The organism is Spirosoma endophyticum, from assembly GCF_900112365.1.
GTDB lineage: Bacteria > Bacteroidota > Bacteroidia > Cytophagales > Spirosomataceae > Spirosoma > Spirosoma endophyticum.
Map to the genome: position 1 here is coordinate 650,102 of NZ_FOLQ01000001.1, position 20,507 is coordinate 670,608.

18 protein-coding genes are annotated in these 20,507 nt (G+C 46.5%); 10 read left to right on the forward strand and 8 right to left on the reverse strand.

From position 1 onward, the window contains the following. Positions 1 to 256 precede the first annotated feature (256 nt). Positions 257 to 1,273 (forward strand): bile acid:sodium symporter family protein, encoded by a 1,017-nt coding sequence (locus BM202_RS02495; RefSeq protein WP_093822873.1) that lies wholly within the window; start codon positions 257 to 259, stop codon positions 1,271 to 1,273. A gap of 6 nt (positions 1,274 to 1,279) precedes the next feature. Here the strand turns inward: BM202_RS02495 and BM202_RS02500 are convergent, their stop codons facing one another. Continuing rightward, the gene (locus BM202_RS02500) at positions 1,280 to 2,980 is read right to left on the reverse strand and encodes a glycosyltransferase family 39 protein (RefSeq protein ID WP_093822874.1); all 1,701 of its coding nucleotides are present in this window, start codon (positions 2,978 to 2,980) and stop codon (positions 1,280 to 1,282) included. A 418-nt stretch (positions 2,981 to 3,398) separates the two neighbouring features. On the opposite strand from BM202_RS02500, the gene BM202_RS02505 reads away from it, so the two are divergent. The 3 genes from BM202_RS02505 to BM202_RS02515 all read left to right on the forward strand — a co-directional run bounded on the left by BM202_RS02505 (position 3,399) and on the right by BM202_RS02515 (position 6,028). Then, a complete protein-coding gene (locus tag BM202_RS02505; protein ID WP_093823608.1) occupies positions 3,399 to 3,803 on the forward strand; it encodes a hypothetical protein in 405 nt (134 codons plus the stop codon). A 134-nt stretch (positions 3,804 to 3,937) separates the two neighbouring features. After that, positions 3,938 to 5,317 carry a GH1 family beta-glucosidase gene (locus tag BM202_RS02510; RefSeq protein ID WP_093823611.1) on the forward strand — a complete coding sequence of 460 codons (1,380 nt, stop codon included), beginning with the start codon at positions 3,938 to 3,940 and terminating at the stop codon, positions 5,315 to 5,317. A gap of 321 nt (positions 5,318 to 5,638) precedes the next feature. Continuing rightward, positions 5,639 to 6,028, forward strand: coding sequence for a hypothetical protein (locus tag BM202_RS02515; protein ID WP_093822875.1), 390 nt, complete (start codon positions 5,639 to 5,641; stop codon positions 6,026 to 6,028). A 648-nt stretch (positions 6,029 to 6,676) separates the two neighbouring features. On the opposite strand, the gene BM202_RS37050 is transcribed toward BM202_RS02515, so the two are convergent. After that, positions 6,677 to 6,886, reverse strand: coding sequence for a hypothetical protein (locus tag BM202_RS37050; protein WP_218160503.1), 210 nt, complete (start codon positions 6,884 to 6,886; stop codon positions 6,677 to 6,679). Between the two features lie 215 nt (positions 6,887 to 7,101). On the opposite strand from BM202_RS37050, the gene BM202_RS02520 reads away from it, so the two are divergent. Further along, a complete protein-coding gene (locus tag BM202_RS02520; protein WP_093822876.1) occupies positions 7,102 to 7,629 on the forward strand; it encodes a CAP domain-containing protein in 528 nt (175 codons plus the stop codon). A gap of 154 nt (positions 7,630 to 7,783) precedes the next feature. Here BM202_RS02520 and BM202_RS02525 read toward each other — a convergent pair whose 3' ends face one another. Further along, positions 7,784 to 9,010 (reverse strand): multidrug effflux MFS transporter, encoded by a 1,227-nt coding sequence (locus tag BM202_RS02525; RefSeq protein WP_093822877.1) that lies wholly within the window; start codon positions 9,008 to 9,010, stop codon positions 7,784 to 7,786. 788 nt (positions 9,011 to 9,798) lie between these two features. Between BM202_RS02525 and BM202_RS02530 the strand changes: the two genes are divergently transcribed. After that, positions 9,799 to 10,905: an NADH:flavin oxidoreductase gene (locus BM202_RS02530; protein WP_093822878.1), complete on the forward strand. Its 1,107-nt coding sequence runs from the start codon at positions 9,799 to 9,801 to the stop codon at positions 10,903 to 10,905. Positions 10,906 to 11,176: 271 nt separating this feature from the next. Here the strand turns inward: BM202_RS02530 and BM202_RS02535 are convergent, their stop codons facing one another. Beyond that, complete coding sequence (locus BM202_RS02535; RefSeq protein WP_093822879.1) at positions 11,177 to 11,971, reverse strand: SDR family NAD(P)-dependent oxidoreductase; 795 nt, start codon at positions 11,969 to 11,971, stop codon at positions 11,177 to 11,179. 362 nt (positions 11,972 to 12,333) lie between these two features. Between BM202_RS02535 and BM202_RS02540 the strand changes: the two genes are divergently transcribed. The 3 genes from BM202_RS02540 to BM202_RS02550 all read left to right on the forward strand — a co-directional run bounded on the left by BM202_RS02540 (position 12,334) and on the right by BM202_RS02550 (position 14,818). Next, positions 12,334 to 12,909, forward strand: a complete 576-nt coding sequence (locus BM202_RS02540) for a hypothetical protein (RefSeq protein WP_245776493.1) — start codon at positions 12,334 to 12,336, stop codon at positions 12,907 to 12,909. A gap of 1 nt (position 12,910) precedes the next feature. Beyond that, positions 12,911 to 13,843 (forward strand): alpha/beta hydrolase, encoded by a 933-nt coding sequence (locus tag BM202_RS02545; protein WP_093822880.1) that lies wholly within the window; start codon positions 12,911 to 12,913, stop codon positions 13,841 to 13,843. A gap of 63 nt (positions 13,844 to 13,906) precedes the next feature. Beyond that, on the forward strand, positions 13,907 to 14,818 hold the full coding sequence (locus tag BM202_RS02550) for an alpha/beta hydrolase (protein ID WP_093822881.1): 912 nt from the start codon (positions 13,907 to 13,909) through the stop codon (positions 14,816 to 14,818). A gap of 327 nt (positions 14,819 to 15,145) precedes the next feature. On the opposite strand, the gene BM202_RS02555 is transcribed toward BM202_RS02550, so the two are convergent. Together BM202_RS02555 and BM202_RS02560 are read right to left on the reverse strand one after the other, a co-directional pair. Next, positions 15,146 to 16,036: a sugar phosphate isomerase/epimerase family protein gene (locus BM202_RS02555; RefSeq protein WP_093822882.1), complete on the reverse strand. Its 891-nt coding sequence runs from the start codon at positions 16,034 to 16,036 to the stop codon at positions 15,146 to 15,148. 129 nt (positions 16,037 to 16,165) lie between these two features. Continuing rightward, a complete protein-coding gene (locus tag BM202_RS02560) occupies positions 16,166 to 17,455 on the reverse strand; it encodes a hypothetical protein (RefSeq protein WP_093822883.1) in 1,290 nt (429 codons plus the stop codon). Positions 17,456 to 17,647: 192 nt separating this feature from the next. Between BM202_RS02560 and BM202_RS02565 the strand changes: the two genes are divergently transcribed. Further along, a complete protein-coding gene (locus tag BM202_RS02565) occupies positions 17,648 to 18,625 on the forward strand; it encodes a helix-turn-helix transcriptional regulator (protein ID WP_093822884.1) in 978 nt (325 codons plus the stop codon). Positions 18,626 to 18,657: 32 nt separating this feature from the next. Here BM202_RS02565 and BM202_RS02570 read toward each other — a convergent pair whose 3' ends face one another. Together BM202_RS02570 and BM202_RS02575 are read right to left on the reverse strand one after the other, a co-directional pair. Beyond that, positions 18,658 to 19,383 carry a DUF72 domain-containing protein gene (locus tag BM202_RS02570; protein WP_093822885.1) on the reverse strand — a complete coding sequence of 242 codons (726 nt, stop codon included), beginning with the start codon at positions 19,381 to 19,383 and terminating at the stop codon, positions 18,658 to 18,660. 31 nt (positions 19,384 to 19,414) lie between these two features. Further along, positions 19,415 to 20,365 carry a DUF6624 domain-containing protein gene (locus BM202_RS02575; protein ID WP_093822886.1) on the reverse strand — a complete coding sequence of 317 codons (951 nt, stop codon included), beginning with the start codon at positions 20,363 to 20,365 and terminating at the stop codon, positions 19,415 to 19,417. Positions 20,366 to 20,507 lie beyond the last annotated feature (142 nt).

Sequence of the window (20,507 nt, forward strand, 5' to 3'; positions counted from 1 at the left end):
ACGACACGTAATTAATTGCGTATAATTACTCGATACAAGTACAGCATATTTCATTTCGAACGATCAGATTATTGCAACAAAAAACTAACTTCCATTTCGGTTAGTAACCTGTTTATTTGACAATTTCCTACTACTTATAAATGGTATCTAACTGGTCTATATTGAACTCTTTCTTCCTGGTGTAGCCATACCGATGCATGCCGAATAGTTGCCAATAAGCTAAACGAAAGTCGCTCAATGCCGGTTACTATTCAATATGGCAAAAAATACGTTAAGTTCTTTACTGGCTCGTGTTGGGCTGGATTGGTTTATAATTGCTTTAGTAAGTATGATCGGTCTGGCCAAACTCTGGCCCGGCCCCGGAATTCAGGAAGGCCCATTATCACTGTCGTCTCTGGCGAACGTAGGCGTTTCATTGATCTTCTTTTTCTACGGCCTGAAACTGAATTTTACTCAGCTTCAGGCTGGTCTACGTAATTACCGGCTTCATTTAGTCATTCAACTGACCACGTTTATTATTTTCCCAGCTGTGGTGCTGGCTGCCAGAGCGTTGCTTATAACACCCGACACTATGTTGCTCTGGTTAGGTATATTTTACGTAGCGGCATTGCCATCTACAGTTTCGTCATCCGTTGTGATGGTTTCGATTGCGGGCGGCAATATTCCAGCGGCCATTTTCAACGCGAGTATTTCCAGCCTGATTGGCGTTTTTGTTACGCCCTTATGGATGAGTTTTTTACTGGCCAATACCAGTGGACAGTATGATCTGGCGGGCGTCATTGGCAAATTGACGATACAGGTTATTGTACCTGTTGTAATTGGCCTTCTCCTCAATCGTAAGCTGGGCTGGCTGGCCGAGCGAAACAAATCATGGTTGCGCTATTTCGATCAGCTTATCATTCTCCTCATCGTTTACACAGCTTTTTGTGAATCTTTTTCACGCAATTTGTTTGCGAAATATTCGGCAGGAGATTTACTATGGTTAGCGGGTCTTCTACTAGGTTTATTTTTCCTCATTTTTGGCCTGATCACCTTATTTGGTAAGTGGCTTAATTTTAGCAGAGACGATTTGATAACTGCCTTATTCTGTGGTTCTAAAAAGTCGCTTATTCAGGGAACGGTAATGGCAAGTATGTTATTTGCAGGCAGCATTGCCGGTGTCGTGCTTCTGCCCATTATGATCTACCATGCCCTTCAGCTTATTGTAGCCAGCATATTGGCGCAGGGAAGTCTAAAAAGCCCGGGTATTTTTCGAGACTATTCGAAAAACTGATACGTACTAACTGGTCGATTTCAGGGGTGCTTTCTCGTTCTTTTTGCCAATAATAACATGCGTCATGCCCCAGGGAAGCCAGCTGTCGACTTTATGTTGCTGAAAAAGAGAATAACCGGGCAGCACGCTCGCCCCCACAACATACGTATCATCATGAACCCACCACCAGCTTTTGCCGGGGGTAGGCTTGAATCTACTCTCATATAAATACCATCCATTGAACTCAAATCCGCCGTCGATCTGAGTCGTTAATACTCCGTCCTTCATCAGATTACCCAGGGCTTGCCAGCGAACGCGGTTCCAGGCCAGGTAATCATGGGTACCGGTAACACTGAATAGGGCATAAGCGACAAATAGACCTATTGATAAATAAAGCGGCAAACGCCGTGGACGATCCGTCTGGTTTTCACCAAAATTTTGCTGAACAATATGAACCAGTACGATGATTAACACAGGCAATAGCAATAGATAGCGATCAAATAAGCCCTGCAAACCCAAGGGAAAAAAGTAAATTCCACCAACCGAAACCATAAGAATTCCGATCGTACGCTGAGGTACACTTAGCGGCCAGCGAGCTAAATACTTAACTGCTCTGACCATATAAAAAAGTAGACCAACGCTACCCAGTAAACTACAGATTGTACTGCAGACGGTTATAAAATACAGAAGACTGGGGAGCGGAAATCCATATAAACGGAAATAAATATCGCGTAACAAAACGGGTCCCAGGCCAAATGCACTTATCGTATTCCACCAGATCGGCATGTTCATACCGTCGAAAAAGTATTGCCATAGACCAATAACGATCCCTGTCAGTAAAAGCCAGAGGCCAATATTTTTTCGGAAAGCGGATTGACTACTTTTTGTCAGGAGAAGCAAAAAATAAGGAAACATGAACAAACCCAAATACATCAGTGCAATGAATGTATTGTGGATGAAGCCAGCAATAAGCTGCAGTTTATAATAGCTCAGATGTAAAAAATTGTTCGCCTGTGCATTGTATACGTGCCCCGTACCTTCAAGTACATGCTCCAGCCATTTTTGATAAATTGCCTGAACCAGTACACCGGTAAGCGCACTTGCAAAGGCCACCACCAGACTCTTTACCGCGAAGTTCTTCCGGGCAACATAGGCCACGCTGAATCCTACAAAAAGTATAATCCCAAACTGCCGGATTAATAACGCAACAACGGCCAGCAGAAGACCAATAATCAATTGACGGGTAGAATCCTGTTTTAAGCCCGTTACCAGATAAGACAACGACCAGACAGTCAGCGCGTAAAACGGAATATCGGTCATAAACGTAGCCGATAAATTTAAATACAATGGATTCACCAGTGTGAGAAGCGTACCAATAAAAGCGGTTTTTCGACTGTCGGTTGCTTTATCAAGCAATTGATACGTACCCCACAACCCAAATAGACCGGCCACCAGTGTAGATATACGAAGGGCTGTAAAGGAAAAACCAAAGGGTAAACAGAATAAAGCGCCCCACCCTATTTGAGCAATTAGATTGACAGCGGTCCAGCTTGAAAAGAAAAAAGTGCCTTTTTCAACCAACACTTTTACGGATTGGGCATACGCCCAGTCATCGTTGAAGGGAAATTCACCAACTGGATTTATCAATATTGCCAGAAGCGCCCATAGCAATGAAATAAATAGTACTTGTTGTTTTTTATTCGACAAAAAATTAAAAACACTTGTCATAAAATACTCGAATGAGTCTACGATTATTGGTAAATGTGGATCTAACTACAGGCAAGGTTGCTGACACTCGACTTGATTAGACGTTTTCAATTTCTTGATCAGGCAAGATAGACAGTGTTCCAGGACCCGCCTAATGAACGGGTAGCCTAACTCGCGAAATTAGACGCTACACGAGGGAATTACAAACCTATTATTGGCGGCAAAGATAACCACTACGTATCCTTTGCTCTTTAGTACTCGGTAAGTTTATGGGTTTACGATTTTCTGGAGAGCAGAAAAAAACGCCATTCGGTAGCATTTTACGCACGTTTAACCAGCAAAAAATGGCATTCAGCCACAAGGCTATAGAGCCTTGTTAAACGCAGACGACCCGTTTGCCTCTAACGATCAGTTAACCTTAAAAAAACAACAACTGACCATGAAAAAGACAATCGCTGCCGCCCTGACTCTCTTCACCTTAGCAACTGGTGTAACCTTCGCTCAGGGAGTCTATTCAAGACCTTTTGACAATCGTACAAATCAATATGGCGGTCAACGTAACGACCGTGACCAATATCAGGATGAGATAAAAATTGACCGTATAGATGCCATTGTTGGTCTGTCGCGCCGTCAGGAAAAACAACTACACAAAATCGAAGATAACTACGATCGCATTATGTCGACGTCTCGTATGACACCCGATGGCCTGCGTCAGATTCAACTCCGTAAACGTCAGGACATGCTGGCCGTACTGACTTCGGCGCAACGTGACCGCTTATTCGCGACTCAGCAAAGCGTGCCTTACAACAGAAACCAACCCGCTCCTTACGGTCGTCGTGGCTAGGTCCGTCCGAGTCCTGTACGTTCCCCAATCCGGTATGTTAAATTATCGGGTTGGGGAATTTCCTTTTCAGCTATGCCTTACTTTTGCGCGCCAGCCAGCCACGCAACGTAGTGACGAACCCATCTCTCTCACCAATCAGCCTTCCGACGTTCAATCGCCATGATTTCGGTCCCGATTTTATCTGGGGAACCGCCACCGCTGCCTACCAGATTGAAGGAGCCGTTGACCGTGACGGGCGTACACCCTGTGTATGGGATACGTTCAGTCGGCAGAAAGGTAAAATTAAAACCGGCGAAACAGCCGACATTGCCTGCGAATTCTATGATCGGTATGAATCCGATCTCCTTATTCATAAAGAGTTAGGGTTAACCGCGTTTCGGTTCTCGCTGTCGTGGTCGCGCATTTTGCCCAATGGCGTCGGTCCGCTGCATGGGGGACGTATCAATGAAGCCGGACTGGCCTTTTACGATCGACTCATTGATCATTGCCTTGCGCTGGGCATTACCCCCTGGATCACCCTCTATCACTGGGATTTACCACAGGCGCTCGAAACCAAAGGCGGCTGGCCGAACCGAAAAATTGTCGATTGGTTCGCTGATTTTGCCGACGTTTGCACCAAAGCCTTTGGTCATAAAGTTAAGCACTGGATTATCCTGAACGAACCGCTGGCTTTTTCCATCCTGGGTTATTTTACCGGCCAGCACGCACCCGGCCGACGGAGTTTCCGAAACCTGCTTCCTGTCATTCATCATACCACGCTGGCGCAGGCAGAAGGTGGTCGTGTCGTTCGACGCAACGTAGCGAACGCTCACGTAGGCACTACGTTCTCCTGCTCACCTGTTGATCCATTTACACCCGGCGACCAGGCCGCAGCCGGCCGCGTTGATGCGCTCATGAATCGGCTTTTCATCGAACCTGCCCTTGGGTTGGGATATCCGACCAAAGAACTGCCCTTTCTGGCCGGAATTGCCAAAAAAGTAGCCAAGCCCGGCGACATGGAGCAGTTAGCGTTCGACTTCGATTTCATTGGCTTACAGCATTATTTTCGGGCGGTTGTCGAACAGTCTTATTTTATGCCATATCTCTGGGCAAAAGATGTTTCGCCACTCCGGCGGAGTGTTCCTACGATTACCGAAATGGGTTGGGAAGTCTATCCCGAAAGCATGTATCGGGTTATCAAGCAATTCGGCCAATACGAAGGCATCAAAAAAATGTATATCACCGAAAGTGGGGCTGCTTTCTATGATACCGTTCAAAATGGTGAGGTTAATGATAAGGCACGAGTTAAGTATCATCAGAATTACCTGCAAAATGTCTTGCGGGCTAAGCAGGAAGGTTTCCCGGTAGACGGATATTTCGCCTGGACATTTCTGGATAATTTCGAATGGGCCGAAGGCTACAGACCCCGATTTGGTTTAGTGTATGTCGATTTCCGTACCCAGCAACGTATCGTGAAAGCATCTGGACGCTGGTTCCAGCAATTACTGACTGATCATTCATTCGTTAATCAGTGATTCATAAAGTCAATAACCTGTTAGCGATAGCTTTTAAATCCTTAGAGCCCATTTTAAATAACTATTAAATAAAATATAAGACTACACTTTTATAATCAATATTTACATAAGCATTTACATACGTTTGCGGCCAGACACTATTATTTTACAGCTATACTTTTGACTCATTCTATATAAACAAATACGTCTTGTTCTTTTAAATTTTATTGTAGTTTCGAGCTCACTAACCTTTCGACAAAACAAAATAATTTATTAATTAATAAGTAGACTGCCTCAAAATTTTTAAGCATAAATAGATGTTTCGTGGTAAATAACTGGGCTATGACTAGATCTAAAATAGTTAACTCGCAGGATGAAAATATTGAAACTGACCCTCAACGTATAGTGAGCGATTGGGCTAATGCCATCAAGAATTTCAATCAATGGAATGATAAATTGATCAGCATACTTGAGGCTCATTGTCTGACGAATGAAGATGTAATTAACCCCCTTGGTAAAATCGGTAATCAGCAGGCGATGACAGATCTTACGCAACTACGTCTGACGTTAGTCGATGTACTGAATGATCTTCTAATTGACATAAGTAGTGTAGAGGAAGAACATGATACAGTATTAAAAATAAAAAACCTCCAAAAGCAAACCCGGACCATTCAGCAATGGAACAAAAAGATTCGGCGGGCTCTTGGAATAAACTCCTGTGGGATAGCCTGAATTTCCCTAAAAAAATTGATTATAGATCCACAAAATATCAAACTTGACGAGCATTTCTCCTGCCATCATCGACGCTATGTTTCTAAAGATCAGTCCAACTTCTAATTTTTTAATTAAAAAACCTCGCCCCCGCTACTATTTTTAACAAAAGGATTGAACAGTCGTTTAGGGTCGTGTTAAACCTTATTTGTTTAGCTTGTCGATAAAAAATGACTCAATCAAAAATCAATATCACTACCTTGTTGGAACAATATGTATTTGAAGTTGCTGCCAGATTCATAGATGAGGCATCTCCAGAAGATCAAACCCGACTAATCAACCTATTCAATTCAATCGAAAAGTCTCTCCGGATTAACAACAGATCATTTAAAATTTAACGAAAAGGGGGCAAACCTTTAGATCAATCGTTACTAATACGTTTAGAATTCAATCGGATAGGGCTACCATAAACCCTTTGTCCGTATCGACAAAAAGCAGGCTCTAACCTTTACACTTTTGGCCAGATACTAATCAGAATCACTACGATCCGATTGGTATCTTTCACATTCAATTAGCAAAGAATTACGTAAGGGCGCGCGAAAGAAATACTTAATTTTTCAGCCATTGTTATAACTGGCTCCACATCAGCTTAGTAGGCTTAAGTTCGGGTCAGATCGCCAATGTACTGTAACCCGGCAACCGTTTTAAGTGAACTCGGTCCGATCGCTTCTGTAAAAAGGTTTTGCCCGCTTCGTAATTCATGGAATCACCATTCGCACCAGCAACCCGGCCAGCTGATCCGTAAATCCCGCTTGCGCCAGCGGTTGCAAAGTTCACTTGGAGGCCAGTTGAACCGCCGACGCGGCAATGTCTTTCCATTGAACGCCTGATTTTAATCCACTACGTAAATACCTCCATCGGGGCAATTTTGTGGAATGGTCTTGAGTAGCCTGCTCTACTAAAACCTGTTTTGCTCACCTGGAGCCCAAGTACGGGAGGCTCACCGGGCCACCAACAGCCAATAAGGGTTAACCGGCAGCGTTTAAATAACGAGTAACTCGTCAGTAAGCCTGGTTATATATCTGTATAAAACAATGAATTTAAGACGTATTGGATTTATAGCTTGCTTATTACCCACGCTCACTTTAGGGCTTGATTTTGCCGCCCCCTCCAGGGGAGGGTCTCTAACTCGGCCAATCAACCAAACGTTACAGGTAAAGCGTGAAATTGATAACATATTTGAGGCTACGAACGCTGTACGGGCAGCTAAAAGCAGGGCTTTACTGCATAAGGACCCGAAATTGATGACAGCAGCCCAGCAATACGCTGAGTTGATGGCCGCCCGGGATGAAATGTCACATACGATCGGTGGTCTTAGTCTGGTTGATAAAGCGCAGCGGGTAGGATACGTGTATCGAACCGTTCGGGAGAATATTGCCCTCAATACGGATTTAGATGGTCAGTTTGTGGTTTATGAACAGTGGATGAAGTCGAAAGGACACCGTCAAAATATGCTGGCGAATGATATAAGCGACATCGGTGTAGGCGTTGCCGGCCCTAGTAAGCGCACGAAACGATACTATTATTGTCAAATCTTTGGGGCTCCCCTATCGAACCAGTGATTCAGGAAGACGTATCTTTTTGGACATAACCTTTATTGTAGTCTGGAGCTAGCTCACGGAACGGTACTTAGATAGGTTGTCCTGCAACAGCCCCAGAAAAAGGGACAGTTCTGGTTGTTAACGTAATACTGGTTCTGTATAGACGGAATGGCCATCAATGCAAAACCGGTTCTGTTTGACTACTCTCTACTACAGGTCGAACAATCATCCGACGACCAATGAGCAAAATCATCAGGGCTCCTGTTGCGGCCGCAGCCATTATACTGATCATGGGTATTGCCGATTGAGAATCAAATAGGCTAACAGCTACCGAAGCAAGCGCGCCAACGCCCATTTGAAGAGCCCCCATCAGCGCCGAAGCACTTCCGGCATTGTGCGCAAACGGAGCCAATGACAACGCTGACGTATTCGGATTGGTGAAACCCAGACAACACAAAAAGGCAAATAAAAACGCAATCGTGCTGTAAAGTCCCAGCAAGCCCAGTCCCGCACTGAGTAAGAACAAGAGGCCAATAATCGACTGACTCAATAAGGCCACAGGAACAATCTGTTCACTTCGATAGTAACGCAAAGCGACACTATTGAGTTGGCTGGAGCCAATAAAGCCGACCGACAAAAAGGCGAATATCCATCCATATCCCTGGCTACTGACTTGGTAGATACCCATAAACACCTGTGCAGATCCAGCTACGTAAGCAAACAAACCCGAGAACGTAACCGCACCGGCCAGCGCATAGGTGAAAAACTGGGGTTCCCGAAGCACCGACCAGAACCGGGTAAGGATTGGTTTTGGCTTTAACGAATACGACGGATCAGGTTTATAGCTTTCAGGTAGCCAGAAAAAGGTAGCCAGCAGGATAAGCGTGCCCAACACCATCAAAATTAAAAATACCGCCTGCCATCCATAGCCCGCAATTACATAGCCGCCCAGGGTGGGAGCAATCATGGGGGAAGCCCCAAGCACCAGCAGGAGCAGGGAGAATACCTTGGCATTGTCCTCAATGGGAAACAAATCCCGAACCATGGCCACCGCAGCAACGGCAGCGGCACAACTACCAATCGCCTGAACAAATCGAAGGGCGATCAGCGCATCAACCGAGTGAATGAAAAGGCAACCGGCGGAGGCTACTACGTAGAGAATCAGCCCCAGATAAAGCGGCTTCTTTCGCCCAAATCGGTCAAGTAGCGGTCCGTATAGTAACTGCCCGGCCGAAATACCAATAAAAAAGCTCGACAGAGAAAGTGAGACACGGGCAACGGTCGTATGCAGATCGTTGGCAATAGCCAGAAAACCAGGCAGGTACATATCAATTGAAAAAGGCCCCAGCGCTGATAAGGAACCCAAAATCAGAATTAAAAAGACGTATCGTTTTGTGGTCATTGTTACTGAATTAGTTTGCGAAGTAGTGGTGTGTCAGTTGGTCGATACTACTTCACTAGCGAAGAAATACTTGTGGCTCCTTAAAAAGAAGCCGTTCCTATGAATGGTTCCTCGCCAGCAGCAATAAATTGAAAAGATAGTCCACATTTTGTCTGACATTGACCAACGGTCTGACAGATGATACGTTTTGCTCTTTTACTGAAATTTCTTCAGTCTCCAGCCAGGTGTCAAGTTGTAATTAATACCATCAGTAAGCTTGTGCTAAGACTAAAGTTGGATAATAATAAAACCCAAAAACAGAATAGCACTGATCAAGAATTGAGTTGAGCCAAACCCAAATAACTACACGGCATAGCCCCAAAAGCTTGCGAAGCAGTAGCGTAGCTGGCCCGACCGCACCGAGTATATGTTCGAAAAAACAAACTTAGTGGCCCCAATTAATGTATATAGTATGCCCCTGGCAATCATTAGCCACCAGCGTGGCACCATTAAATTCTTCATTTTCAGAACGTTAAGTTTATTTGTGATCAACCCTCCGCAGTAAATGTTTATTAATCGAAAATGCGAAGATTGCTAACGAACCTATCCTGGCTTTGAGCACAAGAAAAGTTGGTATGCTTAAAGGCCGTCTCACCCAATCAACGATGGCTGAATACCACATAATCCTGCAACGGAACGGCTTTGTTAAGGCCAACCACCGGAGAATGGACGTATTTCAAACGTAACGAAATGGCCTTTGATGGTTAAGTAAACTTATTTATTCAACGTTCTAATACAACCTTAAAAAGATGAATACCCAAAGTTTGTTCAGGCCCTTTCAGTTGAAAACACTGAATTTAAGAAACCGTATTGTCATGGCCCCAATGACGCGATCGTTTTCACCCAATGGCATACCTACCGAAAAGGTAGCCGCTTATTATCAGAAACGAGCCGAAGGGGAAGTTGGGCTGATTCTATCGGAAGGCACTGTCATCGACCGTCCTTCGGCTTCCAACGATGCCAACGTACCCCATTTCTACGGTCAGGAAGCGCTAGCGGGCTGGCAATACGTCATTGATGAGGTACACGCCCAGGGTGGGCAAATGGGGCCGCAAATCTGGCACATGGGTATTATGGACAATCACCGTTCCGGCTGGGTGCCGCCCGTACCCTTTGAAGGACCGTCGGGACTCAACCGACCCGGCTTCACCAATGGCTCTGTCATGACCCAAAAAGATATTGACGACACAATCCTGGCGTTCGGTAAAGCCGCAGCCGATGCTAAAAGAGCAGGGTTTGACTGTGTCGAACTTCACGGGGCGCATGGCTATCTGATCGACCAGTTCTTTTGGGAGGCTACCAATTTGCGGACTGACGTCTATGGCGGCAAAACTCTGGCGGAGCGCACACGTTTTGCTACGGATGTAATTAAGGAGGTTCGGAAACAGGTAGGCGATGATTTTGCCGTAATCATCAGACTGTCGCAGTTTAAACCCGCTGAGTATACCCACAAGCTGGCCAAAACACCCCAGGAAATGGAGGCCTGGCTTCAGCCGTTGGTAGATGCAGGCGTCGATGTGCTTCATTGCTCACAACGCCGTTTCTGGGAACCCGAATTCGATGAATCTGACCTTAACTTTGCCGGCTGGGCCAAAAAGCTGACCGGCAAAACCACCATCACGGTAGGTTCGGTTGGCCTTACGGGGGAATTCTTCGGGGCCTTTGCGGGCGAAAGCTCTCAACCGGCCTCGCTGGATGAACTGAGCCGCCGGATGGACCGGGGTGATTTTGACCTGGTAGCCGTAGGCAGGCCGCTTTTGTCTGATCCCAATTGGGTCACCAAAATAAAAACAGGCCGAACCCTTGAATTAAAAGGGTTTAGTAAGGAGGCTTTTGCCGAGTTAATACTGGAATAAGCTCGTGATAAATTACGCTTAGTTACTTGACAACCAGTACAGTAAAAGCTCCATTCGGAGCTTTTACTGTTTAAACAGTACTACATTGAACCCTGATGTAGTGATGCGAGTTGACAGGCCCCAGATCGCGATAGTACGTCTCTTCTACTCAGGAATCGGCTGATTCAATTTGAAAGTCCCACCTGAGATGCCGGTTCATCAGCTACCCCAAACGAACTTTTACACAGAATCTCCAGATGGTATCCAGTTAGGTGAGTTTGGTATCAGGAGCCTAGACGATGGTCTTGGTAACACCACCATCCACCCGGATCGCGGCACCGTTGGTGGCGGATGCCAGCGGACTCGAGAGGTAAGCAACTAGATTGGCAATTTCCTGGGTAGTCGCAAAGCGTTTAATAATGGACGTCGGGCGAGCGTTCTTGAAAAAATCCGTTTCCATTTCCTCCACCGATACGCCGTTCCGGGTAGCCATGCTGTTGATAAAATCACCAACCCCTTCCGAAAATGTTGGACCTGGGAGAACGGTGTTAACGGTAACGTCCGTTCCGGTAGTCAGTTCGGCCAGACCGCGTGAAATAGCCAGTTGAGCGGTTTTTGTCATGCCATAGTGGATCATCTCCGTTGGAATCTGCAAGGCCGATTCACTGGATACGAAAATAATCCGCCCCCACCCCTTCGCCAGCATTTTCGGGAAGTATTGGCGAGACAGGCGAACCCCACTCATGACATTCACCTCGAAAAACTTGAACCAGTCTTCATCGGGTATCTCCGTAAACTCCTTAGGCTCGAAAATACCAACGTTGTTGATCAATATGTCTATTTCAGGCAGTTCTGCTAATAATACGTTTATGTCGTCAACCTTGCTGAAGTCAGCCGCAATGCCCCGAAATTGCGTGCCGGGTAATTCATCCGTTAGCTGGCGTGCCAGCGCTTCGACCCGTTCCTTGCTTCGGCCATTTAGTATGACTTCGACGCCTTCCTGCGCCAGTGTTTTAGCAATTGCCAGTCCAATGCCAGCCGTCGAACCAGTGACCAAGGCGGTTTTTCCACTTACCTGTAAATCCATTTTTTGTCGATTCTAAAAATTAAATTATTCGGTCGCTCATGAAACAAACCGAATCGATTGATTTAGCTGATCAAAAATTACGGTTAAAACGCTTTTGCGTTGTCAAATCTAGCAACGAGTAAGCGTATATATATACCAACGCTAAAAACATGACCGTCGTAGAGCCAATTTAATGCTTGGGTTACCAAGCCGTAATAGTACTAAACCGTTCCCTCAATACTTGTTTTCTGATTACGGATAAATATCGACTTTAACCATGATACGCAACCTAACTCGGGTCACATTCCCAGTGCGTCGATTTCCATAAATAAAGTCATGAAACACCCCCGGTTAATCCGATTCAACCCACACAAAACCAATTTATGAAAACGTACCGGCTTATGTTCCTGTTCGTTGGCTTTAGTACTCTAGCTTCTTTAGGTCAGGACCGGCCTTCTAAGGATGCGGTACTGGATGTGGGCATCCGGCTTCAAAAATCGATCAATCTCTACGCCGAAAATGGTATTACGGCTCAATATTCGAATCAAAAACTGGCCTCAAAACGTCTGCTTTTAGGCGTCAGCTACGTAACGTCCCGCCTGGGAACAGCCCTGAACGCCAACGCCATCAAGCAGGATAATTTCCTGACGTCTGCTACGTACCTCTTTCAACCGAAGTGGCTGGTTCAACCCCTTGTTAAAGCTAATGTGGGCTATTTCACAGCGGATTATGAGAGTGAACTTTTTAAAGAACTACCCCATACGTCGCTGCTGGCTTCACCCGAATTTGGCCTTTGCTACTGTCCCCGTTTTCCACTTAAGGTTACTGCATCCATTGGCTACAATCTGTTGACCGGCAATGGCATAGTAGGTCCCGGAACGCTGTATCCGGTTTTTGTGCAGACGAGCCTCACCTGGGACGTGCTGATGAAAACGACAAAGAAGAAATCGACAAACTAATATGAAAACAGCTTTTAGCCTTTTCGTGTTCGCCATCATTGGCCTATCCTGCTCGAGAGAACCCACGATTACAAACGAGATGGTAGATGGGGGCACCCTGTTTGATCCGTCGATCTATAAGCCGGAACTTTATCTGGTTTCCAAAGCCGTGCCTGTTCCCACGGCTGAACAGGCAAAAAAGCCGGTTATAATCGCTTGTCATGGTTATTCGGCAACTACGTTCGAATGGGATGAATTTCGTGCCTGGGCAAATGGCCGTGCTGATTTTTACCTGTCGCAGGTGCTGCTGAACGGGCATGGACGTAGCTACGAGGAGTTCAAAAAATCGACCTGGCAGGACTGGCAGAGCGCTATTATGGCCGAATACGATGCGCTCACCAAAGCAGGCTACCAGCATATTAGTCTGTTAAGTTCTTCGACTAGTGGTGCCTTGCTACTGGAGTTGGTCGCTTCAGGTTATTTCGCAAACCGAATGGCACCTCGGAATCTGTTACTGGTTGACCCGATCATTATTCCATCTGATAAATCGTTATCGCTGGTTAAGGCACTCGGCCCTATGCTGGGCTACGTTGAAGCGAAACAGGGGGCGGCAGAAGACAAAGTCTACTACCACTTCCGACCTCAGGAAACACTGCAACAATTGCAAAGTCTGCTGACGGTTGTTCGTAGAGATTTAGAGAAAGGCATTACGTTACCTTCGAACTGCAACCTGAAAGTTTATAAATCGAAGAAAGATCCATCGGCCGATCCAGTCAGTGCAGTGCTGATCTATAAAGGGGCTACCCTATCGAATGGCCAGCCAATTGATGTCGAGCTGATTGATTCTGAGTTACACGTTTATACCCGGTTGAACCTGCGTGAAGTTGTTACAAACCAGGACCGGCAGAACCAAACCGCTACCTTTACAAACATTGTTTTTAGAGTGTTGCGTTAAAATGTATCTTACTGATAAATAGCCTTATAAGACTAAAATAAACAGCAATAACGTCCATCTACCATGCAACTAACCATCCGTCAGGCTCTTTTTATTACGTTCCTCTTTAGCTCGCTCATTACGTTCGCTCAGAATGGCCCGCCAACTGTTGAGCAGGTAAGATCGTCTATAAACCGGGGAGGGGAACAGGCGAAAATGCCACTAGAAAGCGTATTCAAAACCGAGGTTCGAAAAATCTGGTCGGGTTCGGACTCAATCTCTATTCAGATTTACTACCCGAATAACAAGCGTAATCTGCCTATCCTGTACAATGTTCATGGTGGTGCCTTTATTATGAGTGCGTTAGAGAGCAACATAGCCCGAGTTATGTGCAATCGAACCGGCTCAGTCGTTGTTTCAGTGGATTACCGCGTAGCGCCCGAGCACCCGTTTCCAGCTTCCATCAACGATTGTTATGCGGTCTGGAACTGGATCGATCAAAACGCCGAACGTATTCAAGGGGATAACAAAAAAATTAGTCTGATTGGCGACAGCGCGGGCGGGTTATTTATTGGTTCTCTGCAAGTAATGCGACAAGTGGAAGGCCATCCTGGCCGTCCACTTGCCTTGGTTTTTGTTAATCCAGGCATTGACATGAGACCAACAGCGGCTGGGGCTGACTACTATGCATTAGTAACTAACTGGTACTTACATGGTGCTGATCCTGTTAATCCCCTGGTGTCCCCAATCCTGGGCGAAAATTTCAAGGACTATCCGCCAAGTTTAATCATCGTCTGTGAAAAAGATGAGATCAAACAACATGGTCTTGTACTGGCCGAAAAACTGAAAGCAGCCAGCGTATCGACTCAGGTCGTCGACTTACCCGGTTTGGGCCACTTAGCCGGGTATTGGGGAGCGGCCAATCCACTGGCTAAGCCTGCCGTCGATGCCGCCGTTACTTATATCAACTCAGCGAATGCAAAAATGGACAAATAGTACCCGTTCTGTAACCGTAGTTTTAAACCAAACGCAACACTGTGCAATGCTGAAAGTGCTTTTAGCGGCTTACACAAAGTTAGCACCCACTAAAGCCGGGAAGCCACCCTAGAAAGCGAAACGCTACGGGCTAATGAATAGTAGCAAGACCCCGGATAGAACAGGGAATGTGCCTGCCAGTAACACAAACCAAACGCTTCGCTTACGTTTACCCTAAGAACCCGAAAAAATAGAAACGACAAACGTCAGTTGTGCAACTGACGTTTGTCGTTTCTATGGCTTAACGTATACTAAGTTAATGGGCTGTTTTCACCCAGACTAACTAGTTTACACAGTTAGTTTCTCAATATTTTTAATACTGATCGCGATAGACTCCAACGGTGGCAGTTTGCAGACATCCTGCTCCACAAAGTAGTGCGTCATGCCTGCGGTTTTCTTCGCGTCGAAAATGCGCTGGAAGTTAATTGAACCGGTTCCAACTGGGGCAAAAGCGCGTTCGGGTGTTTTCTCCATGTCTTTAACGTGCCAGAGCGGGAACCGGCCGGGGCTCTTTTTAAACAAGGCAACGGGATCTTGCTTAGCAAAAGTGGCCCAGTACAAATCCAGTTCGAGTTTCACCAGATTCTTATCCGTATTGCCTAATAATACGTCGTAAGGCACTTTACCGCTCAGTGGTTTAAATTCAAAATCATGGTTGTGGTAACAGAATTGAATACCAGCCGCTTTGCATACCTCCGCTGATTTATTGAACAAGTCAGCAAACCGCATATAGTCGTCCAGTTTGGTGCGTTCTTCGGGGAACAGATACGCACAAACCATGTATTTCTGGCCAATGGCAGCGGCATCGTCAACGGCCCGTTTCCAGTCGTTGGTCAGCGTTCCTTTCATTTTGGGCATTGTTTTGCCCGTCGTGTAGTGACCACTGGGAGCTACCATGCCCAATTCTTTCAGCAGAGCCGCAAACTCTTTGGGCGTTTTGCCGAAGAATTTCCCATCCGAGTAGCCGTATGGCTCGACTTCCTTGTAGCCGATCTTAGCGACTTGTTTAAGCGTACCAACGGGATCTTTCGCCATCAAATCGCGCAGGGTATACAGTTGTAGCCCAACCTTTTTGGTTGATGCGGCAAAGGCATCGAATTGTGGCAGTAATGCCGCCGACGCAGCGAATGCGCCCAGTTTCAGAAACTGCTGGCGGGTAATTTTAGAGGACTGATTCATGGGACTGTAGAGCCGGTTAATCAACAACGGGCGGAATACCCGCGCTTGTAGTGGCTAAAGATAGCGAACGAAAAGGTTTACTGTTTGCGACTTTCCTGACACATGGTTTTAGGAACGCAAACATCTTCTTTAGCGATTCTCTTTCAGAAACTTACGACGGGCCAGGATGCGCTGCGGATAAATGACCGCCTGAATAAAATTAAATTCAAGTTGTTGAAACGAGATAGTCTGTCCGTTAACCCGAGTCTTAAGAAAAGGCGAATACCGCAGGTTAGTACGTAGCAATATCGACTCATACCGAACCGGCCGGATGTCCCAGCCAACCACCAGTCCCGGCGTTAGCTGCTGTTCATCCTGGTCTGTTACCTGAACTCCCTTATCTATTTCGTGGATTTTCAATTGCTCCCGCGAAAGGCTCAAGCCCAGAAATGGTACAAACCCATGATAATCCAGCAGGTATTTGTAGACTTCCAGGCTGATGGATCTCCGGTCGAGTTGCTGGCTCAACCCATAGGCTGCGTGGTCGGCCACAATGTGGCGGTGCGCTAACCGAATATCGAAGTCGGGCTTGTAAAAATAATAGCCTATCGACGCGTCGAGAAACGTACTGTTGCCCGATGGATTATTGAGGTAAGGCCGCGTTCTGGCATTGTATTCCGACCGGGGTAACGTAAAAGCCGCCGACGGCCCCACATCAATATGAAACCCGCTGAGTTGCCGATGGTCACGCAGGTATTGCCCGAAGGCAGCTTTATTGTCTTTCTCCAGCGGTCGGGTTACGTCGATCAGGAACTTATATGAAAGCTGAGCGGTAAAAGCCGGAAAACGAACGGGTGTTCGAGTCTCACGGGACGTAGCGTACGAAAAATCACGGGCGGGTAAATACTGTGCACCCAACTCAAACCAGTGATGACCCGTAATCCAGTTCAGACCACCTTCCAGCGCGATGACATCTTTCGTGAATGTAGCTCCCGATAGTTGTTCATTCACTCGCTGGATGTATGACAAAGTTGACCAATTGACGCCCAAATACGGATTGATCCGGTGATACCGCAATTGTAAAGGATGTATCCTGGCGCCGGTCGCTACGTTGGTCGACACGCCGTACTCCTGAACTTCATCAATTTTGGGACGTATTGAGGTGAGCGGGAACGATACGTAGAGATCGACCAGCCCCCAGAAGTGCGTAGCGCCTATGGTAAATCGGGGATGATACGTACCAGGCAAAGTTAACGGTCGTTGCTCGCCGGTTGCGCTAACATAGCCTCCCTGAACCGGCGGTATGTATTGACCGTCGATGCCGATGTGCATTTGAGCGAAGCGGAAACGGGTCTGCTGCTCAACCACTTTCTGAGCCCATACCGACTGACTACCCAGAATGAACCACCCGCAATAGAAAAAAAACGAAATCCGTGACATAACGCTGGCGATTTAGTGTTTACCAAAACCACCCAAAATTGCTCTACGCCAACCTAAGCGCTGAACGCAATCCGGATTTAAAACCACTCTATTCGGATTTATTTGTTTTCGGCTAAACGCAGGCTTACGCGATCACTCGTTTTTATCCTGGTTATACGACTGAACATTAAGCCATTAAGTTGTTTATAGAGTATGATTATCAAAGCAAGAAATGCAACCGGCCAGTTTGCTTCCTACGAAAACCGGTATCAGGTTGAGACCGATAAACAGGCTGGTTTGGTAGAGAAGAAAATTCTTCTCTCTGACCCGGTCATACCCTGGGCGATTACCGAACTGGCTTTGGAAAACGTAACGATCATTCATGCCCAAACGCAGCTTGACCAGAATATGATTCTGCGAACCGAGCAAGCCCGGCCAACCGTTGATGTTTTCCTGCAACTGACGGGCAGCAGTGCAATCCAGCGGTCCGGTCAGCCCAATCGAACGTACAAATCGGGGCAGTGCAACCTAATTCATACACCTGCCTACGAGGGTGAACTTCAACTGAGTGGCCCCGATATAGCGACCTTTGTCGTTCAATTTTCAACTGCATTTTTCGAACGTATTCTGTACGGAACATCTGGCCCGCTGGAGCGATTGGGTGAAGCGGTAGAGAAAGGGCAAACACAATTGCTGGCAGACTGTCATGCCATGATTACGCCCGCGATGAAAGCCTGTCTGTATACCATTCTGCATTGTCCCTACAAAGGACTAATCAAGCGATTGTTTCTGGAGAGTAAACTACTGGAGCTTGTCGCGCTACAACTTGAGCAACTTGATCAGGCTAAGTCGAGTCGTTCAACGAGTTTGCGAGGAACAGAAGTTGACAAACTGATGGCGGTTCGGGAATGGCTGGACGCTAATTTTCTCCAACCCGTTACTTTACTGGAGGTCGCCCGTCTGGCTGGTCTGAATGATTTTAAATTAAAGAAGGGCTTCCGCGAATTATTCCATACGACGGTATTCACCTACCTGGCTGAGTTGCGTCTGAATTATGCGAAGCATTTGTTACTGAATGAGAACCGTACAGTCAGCGAAGCAGCTGACGCATTGGGCTATAGTCAAATCCATCATTTCACGAATGCTTTTAAAAAACGATTTGGCTACCTGCCGAGTGAGTTAAGAAATTAGGTTTGAGCAGCTATCCCCATACATCTCCTCTCCTACCCGAGTATCCAACGTAGCGTTTCAGCGTTACGTACCGCGTTGCCGCCACCATCATTGTTGAAATAGACAAACACATCTTTCCCCATTCTGGCCCACTCCCGGATGCGGTCGGCCCACCAGTGCAAATCGGTATCGGAATACGAGCCACCGTATAGCCAGTCCGTATCGGGTCCATGCAGACGCACATACACAAACGGAGCCGTAACGCGCAGAATACACGGCAAGTGCGCTCCACTCATGATGCAGTAGGCAGCCTGATGGTGTTCCAGCAACGTAAATATAGCGTCGTTATTCCAGCTTGGGTGCCGAAATTCGACTGCCACGCGTATCCAGTCAGGAACCTGATCCAGGAAATAGGCCAGTCGGTCGTAATCGTAACTGTGGTTGGGTGAAAGCTGGACCAGCAATACTGCCCGTTTCTCACGCAATTCGTGCCAGCAGGTTTTGATCCGTTCCATCCAGACTTCGGGCGCGTAGAGTTTTTTGGCGTGAGTCAATCCGCGGGGTGCTTTTACGGTTAGTTGAAAACCATCGGGCAAACGCCGTCGCCAGCTGGCAAAGGTGGATTGCTTCGGCCAGCGATAGAAACTGCTGTTCAGTTCGACCGTCTGAAAACGCTGAACGTAGTAACCCAATCGATCATGAACGGGCGTATGATCTGGGTATAAAACGCCCTGCCAATGGTCGTAACTCCAGCCCGACGTACCAATATGGATGCTCATAAAGTGATTACTCGATCAGCCCCTGATTGGTTTATTTTTTCGGAGGAATATACTCTATGCCCCATTGCCGGGCGTAGTCTTTAATGGGAGGTAATCCTACATCCGCCCGTCGCTTATCGACATTGATTTCATCCTCAATCGGATCAAATGAATTTTTGTCATTGGCACCTGCACCTAACCTTACCTGAGAACCGTAGAGTTGCTTTTGACCTTTATATACCCGGATTCTATCTACCAGAAGCGCTGCACTCGACTTGTTCAATTCACCCTGATCAGCTGCTTTCTGGATCATAGGTAAGTACTTTTCCTGAATAGCCAATGGCGAATGCTGAATAACCAGCCAGGCGGTGATGTTCTGTTTCTCCCCCACGAGATGTTTTCCTGGATACCCATATTGCTGTAGAATACGCTCAATTTTAGATAAGTTTATTGAATCAACACGGCTTATTTCTGTCCAAAGCGATTTAGTCTGCGGAGAATTAAACCCATATTGCCGACCAATCGAATCCAGCCGCAAACGGGGTTGATTGTCTGCCCGAAAAATTTCCTTCAGTTCGCGTTCAAGAATTGGGTTCCGACCCTCTGTTATTTTTTGCTTATCAACACTGGCCTGAAAGTCAGCCATTAATGAGCTGGCTCGCAAGATCTCGAATTCGGGATAGTCGTTGCGGTTTTCCCAAATATCCTCACTAATCCAGAAGTCGATTGACGTAGCCTTACTAATGTAGATACGTGCCAGTTCAGTCTGTTGACACTGGTATGCACAAACGGCCGCACGTAGTGTACTCATAGCGCTCTTCTTCGAAATCGCAAAGGCACGTTGGTACTGAGCCAAGCACGTTTTGCAATCACCCTGTTTCAGAGAGGCAAAAGCGTTCTCGACGGCTTTTACATAAGCGGTATCGTCAACAGCATAGGTTGTTTGGGCGCTGGACGGCTGAACCAGAAATCCGGCGAGAGCAAGTATGAGTACGTACCTCATTTCAAGCAATTAATACGTATGTAGATACGAATTTTATAGGTCTGCAAAGATTCTTTATTCGTTATGTTTCGCCAAGTTAATGTTTGTTAAACGCCTGGTCGTCAGTTGATACCCGCAAACAAAATGACCGGTGAGTATCGCT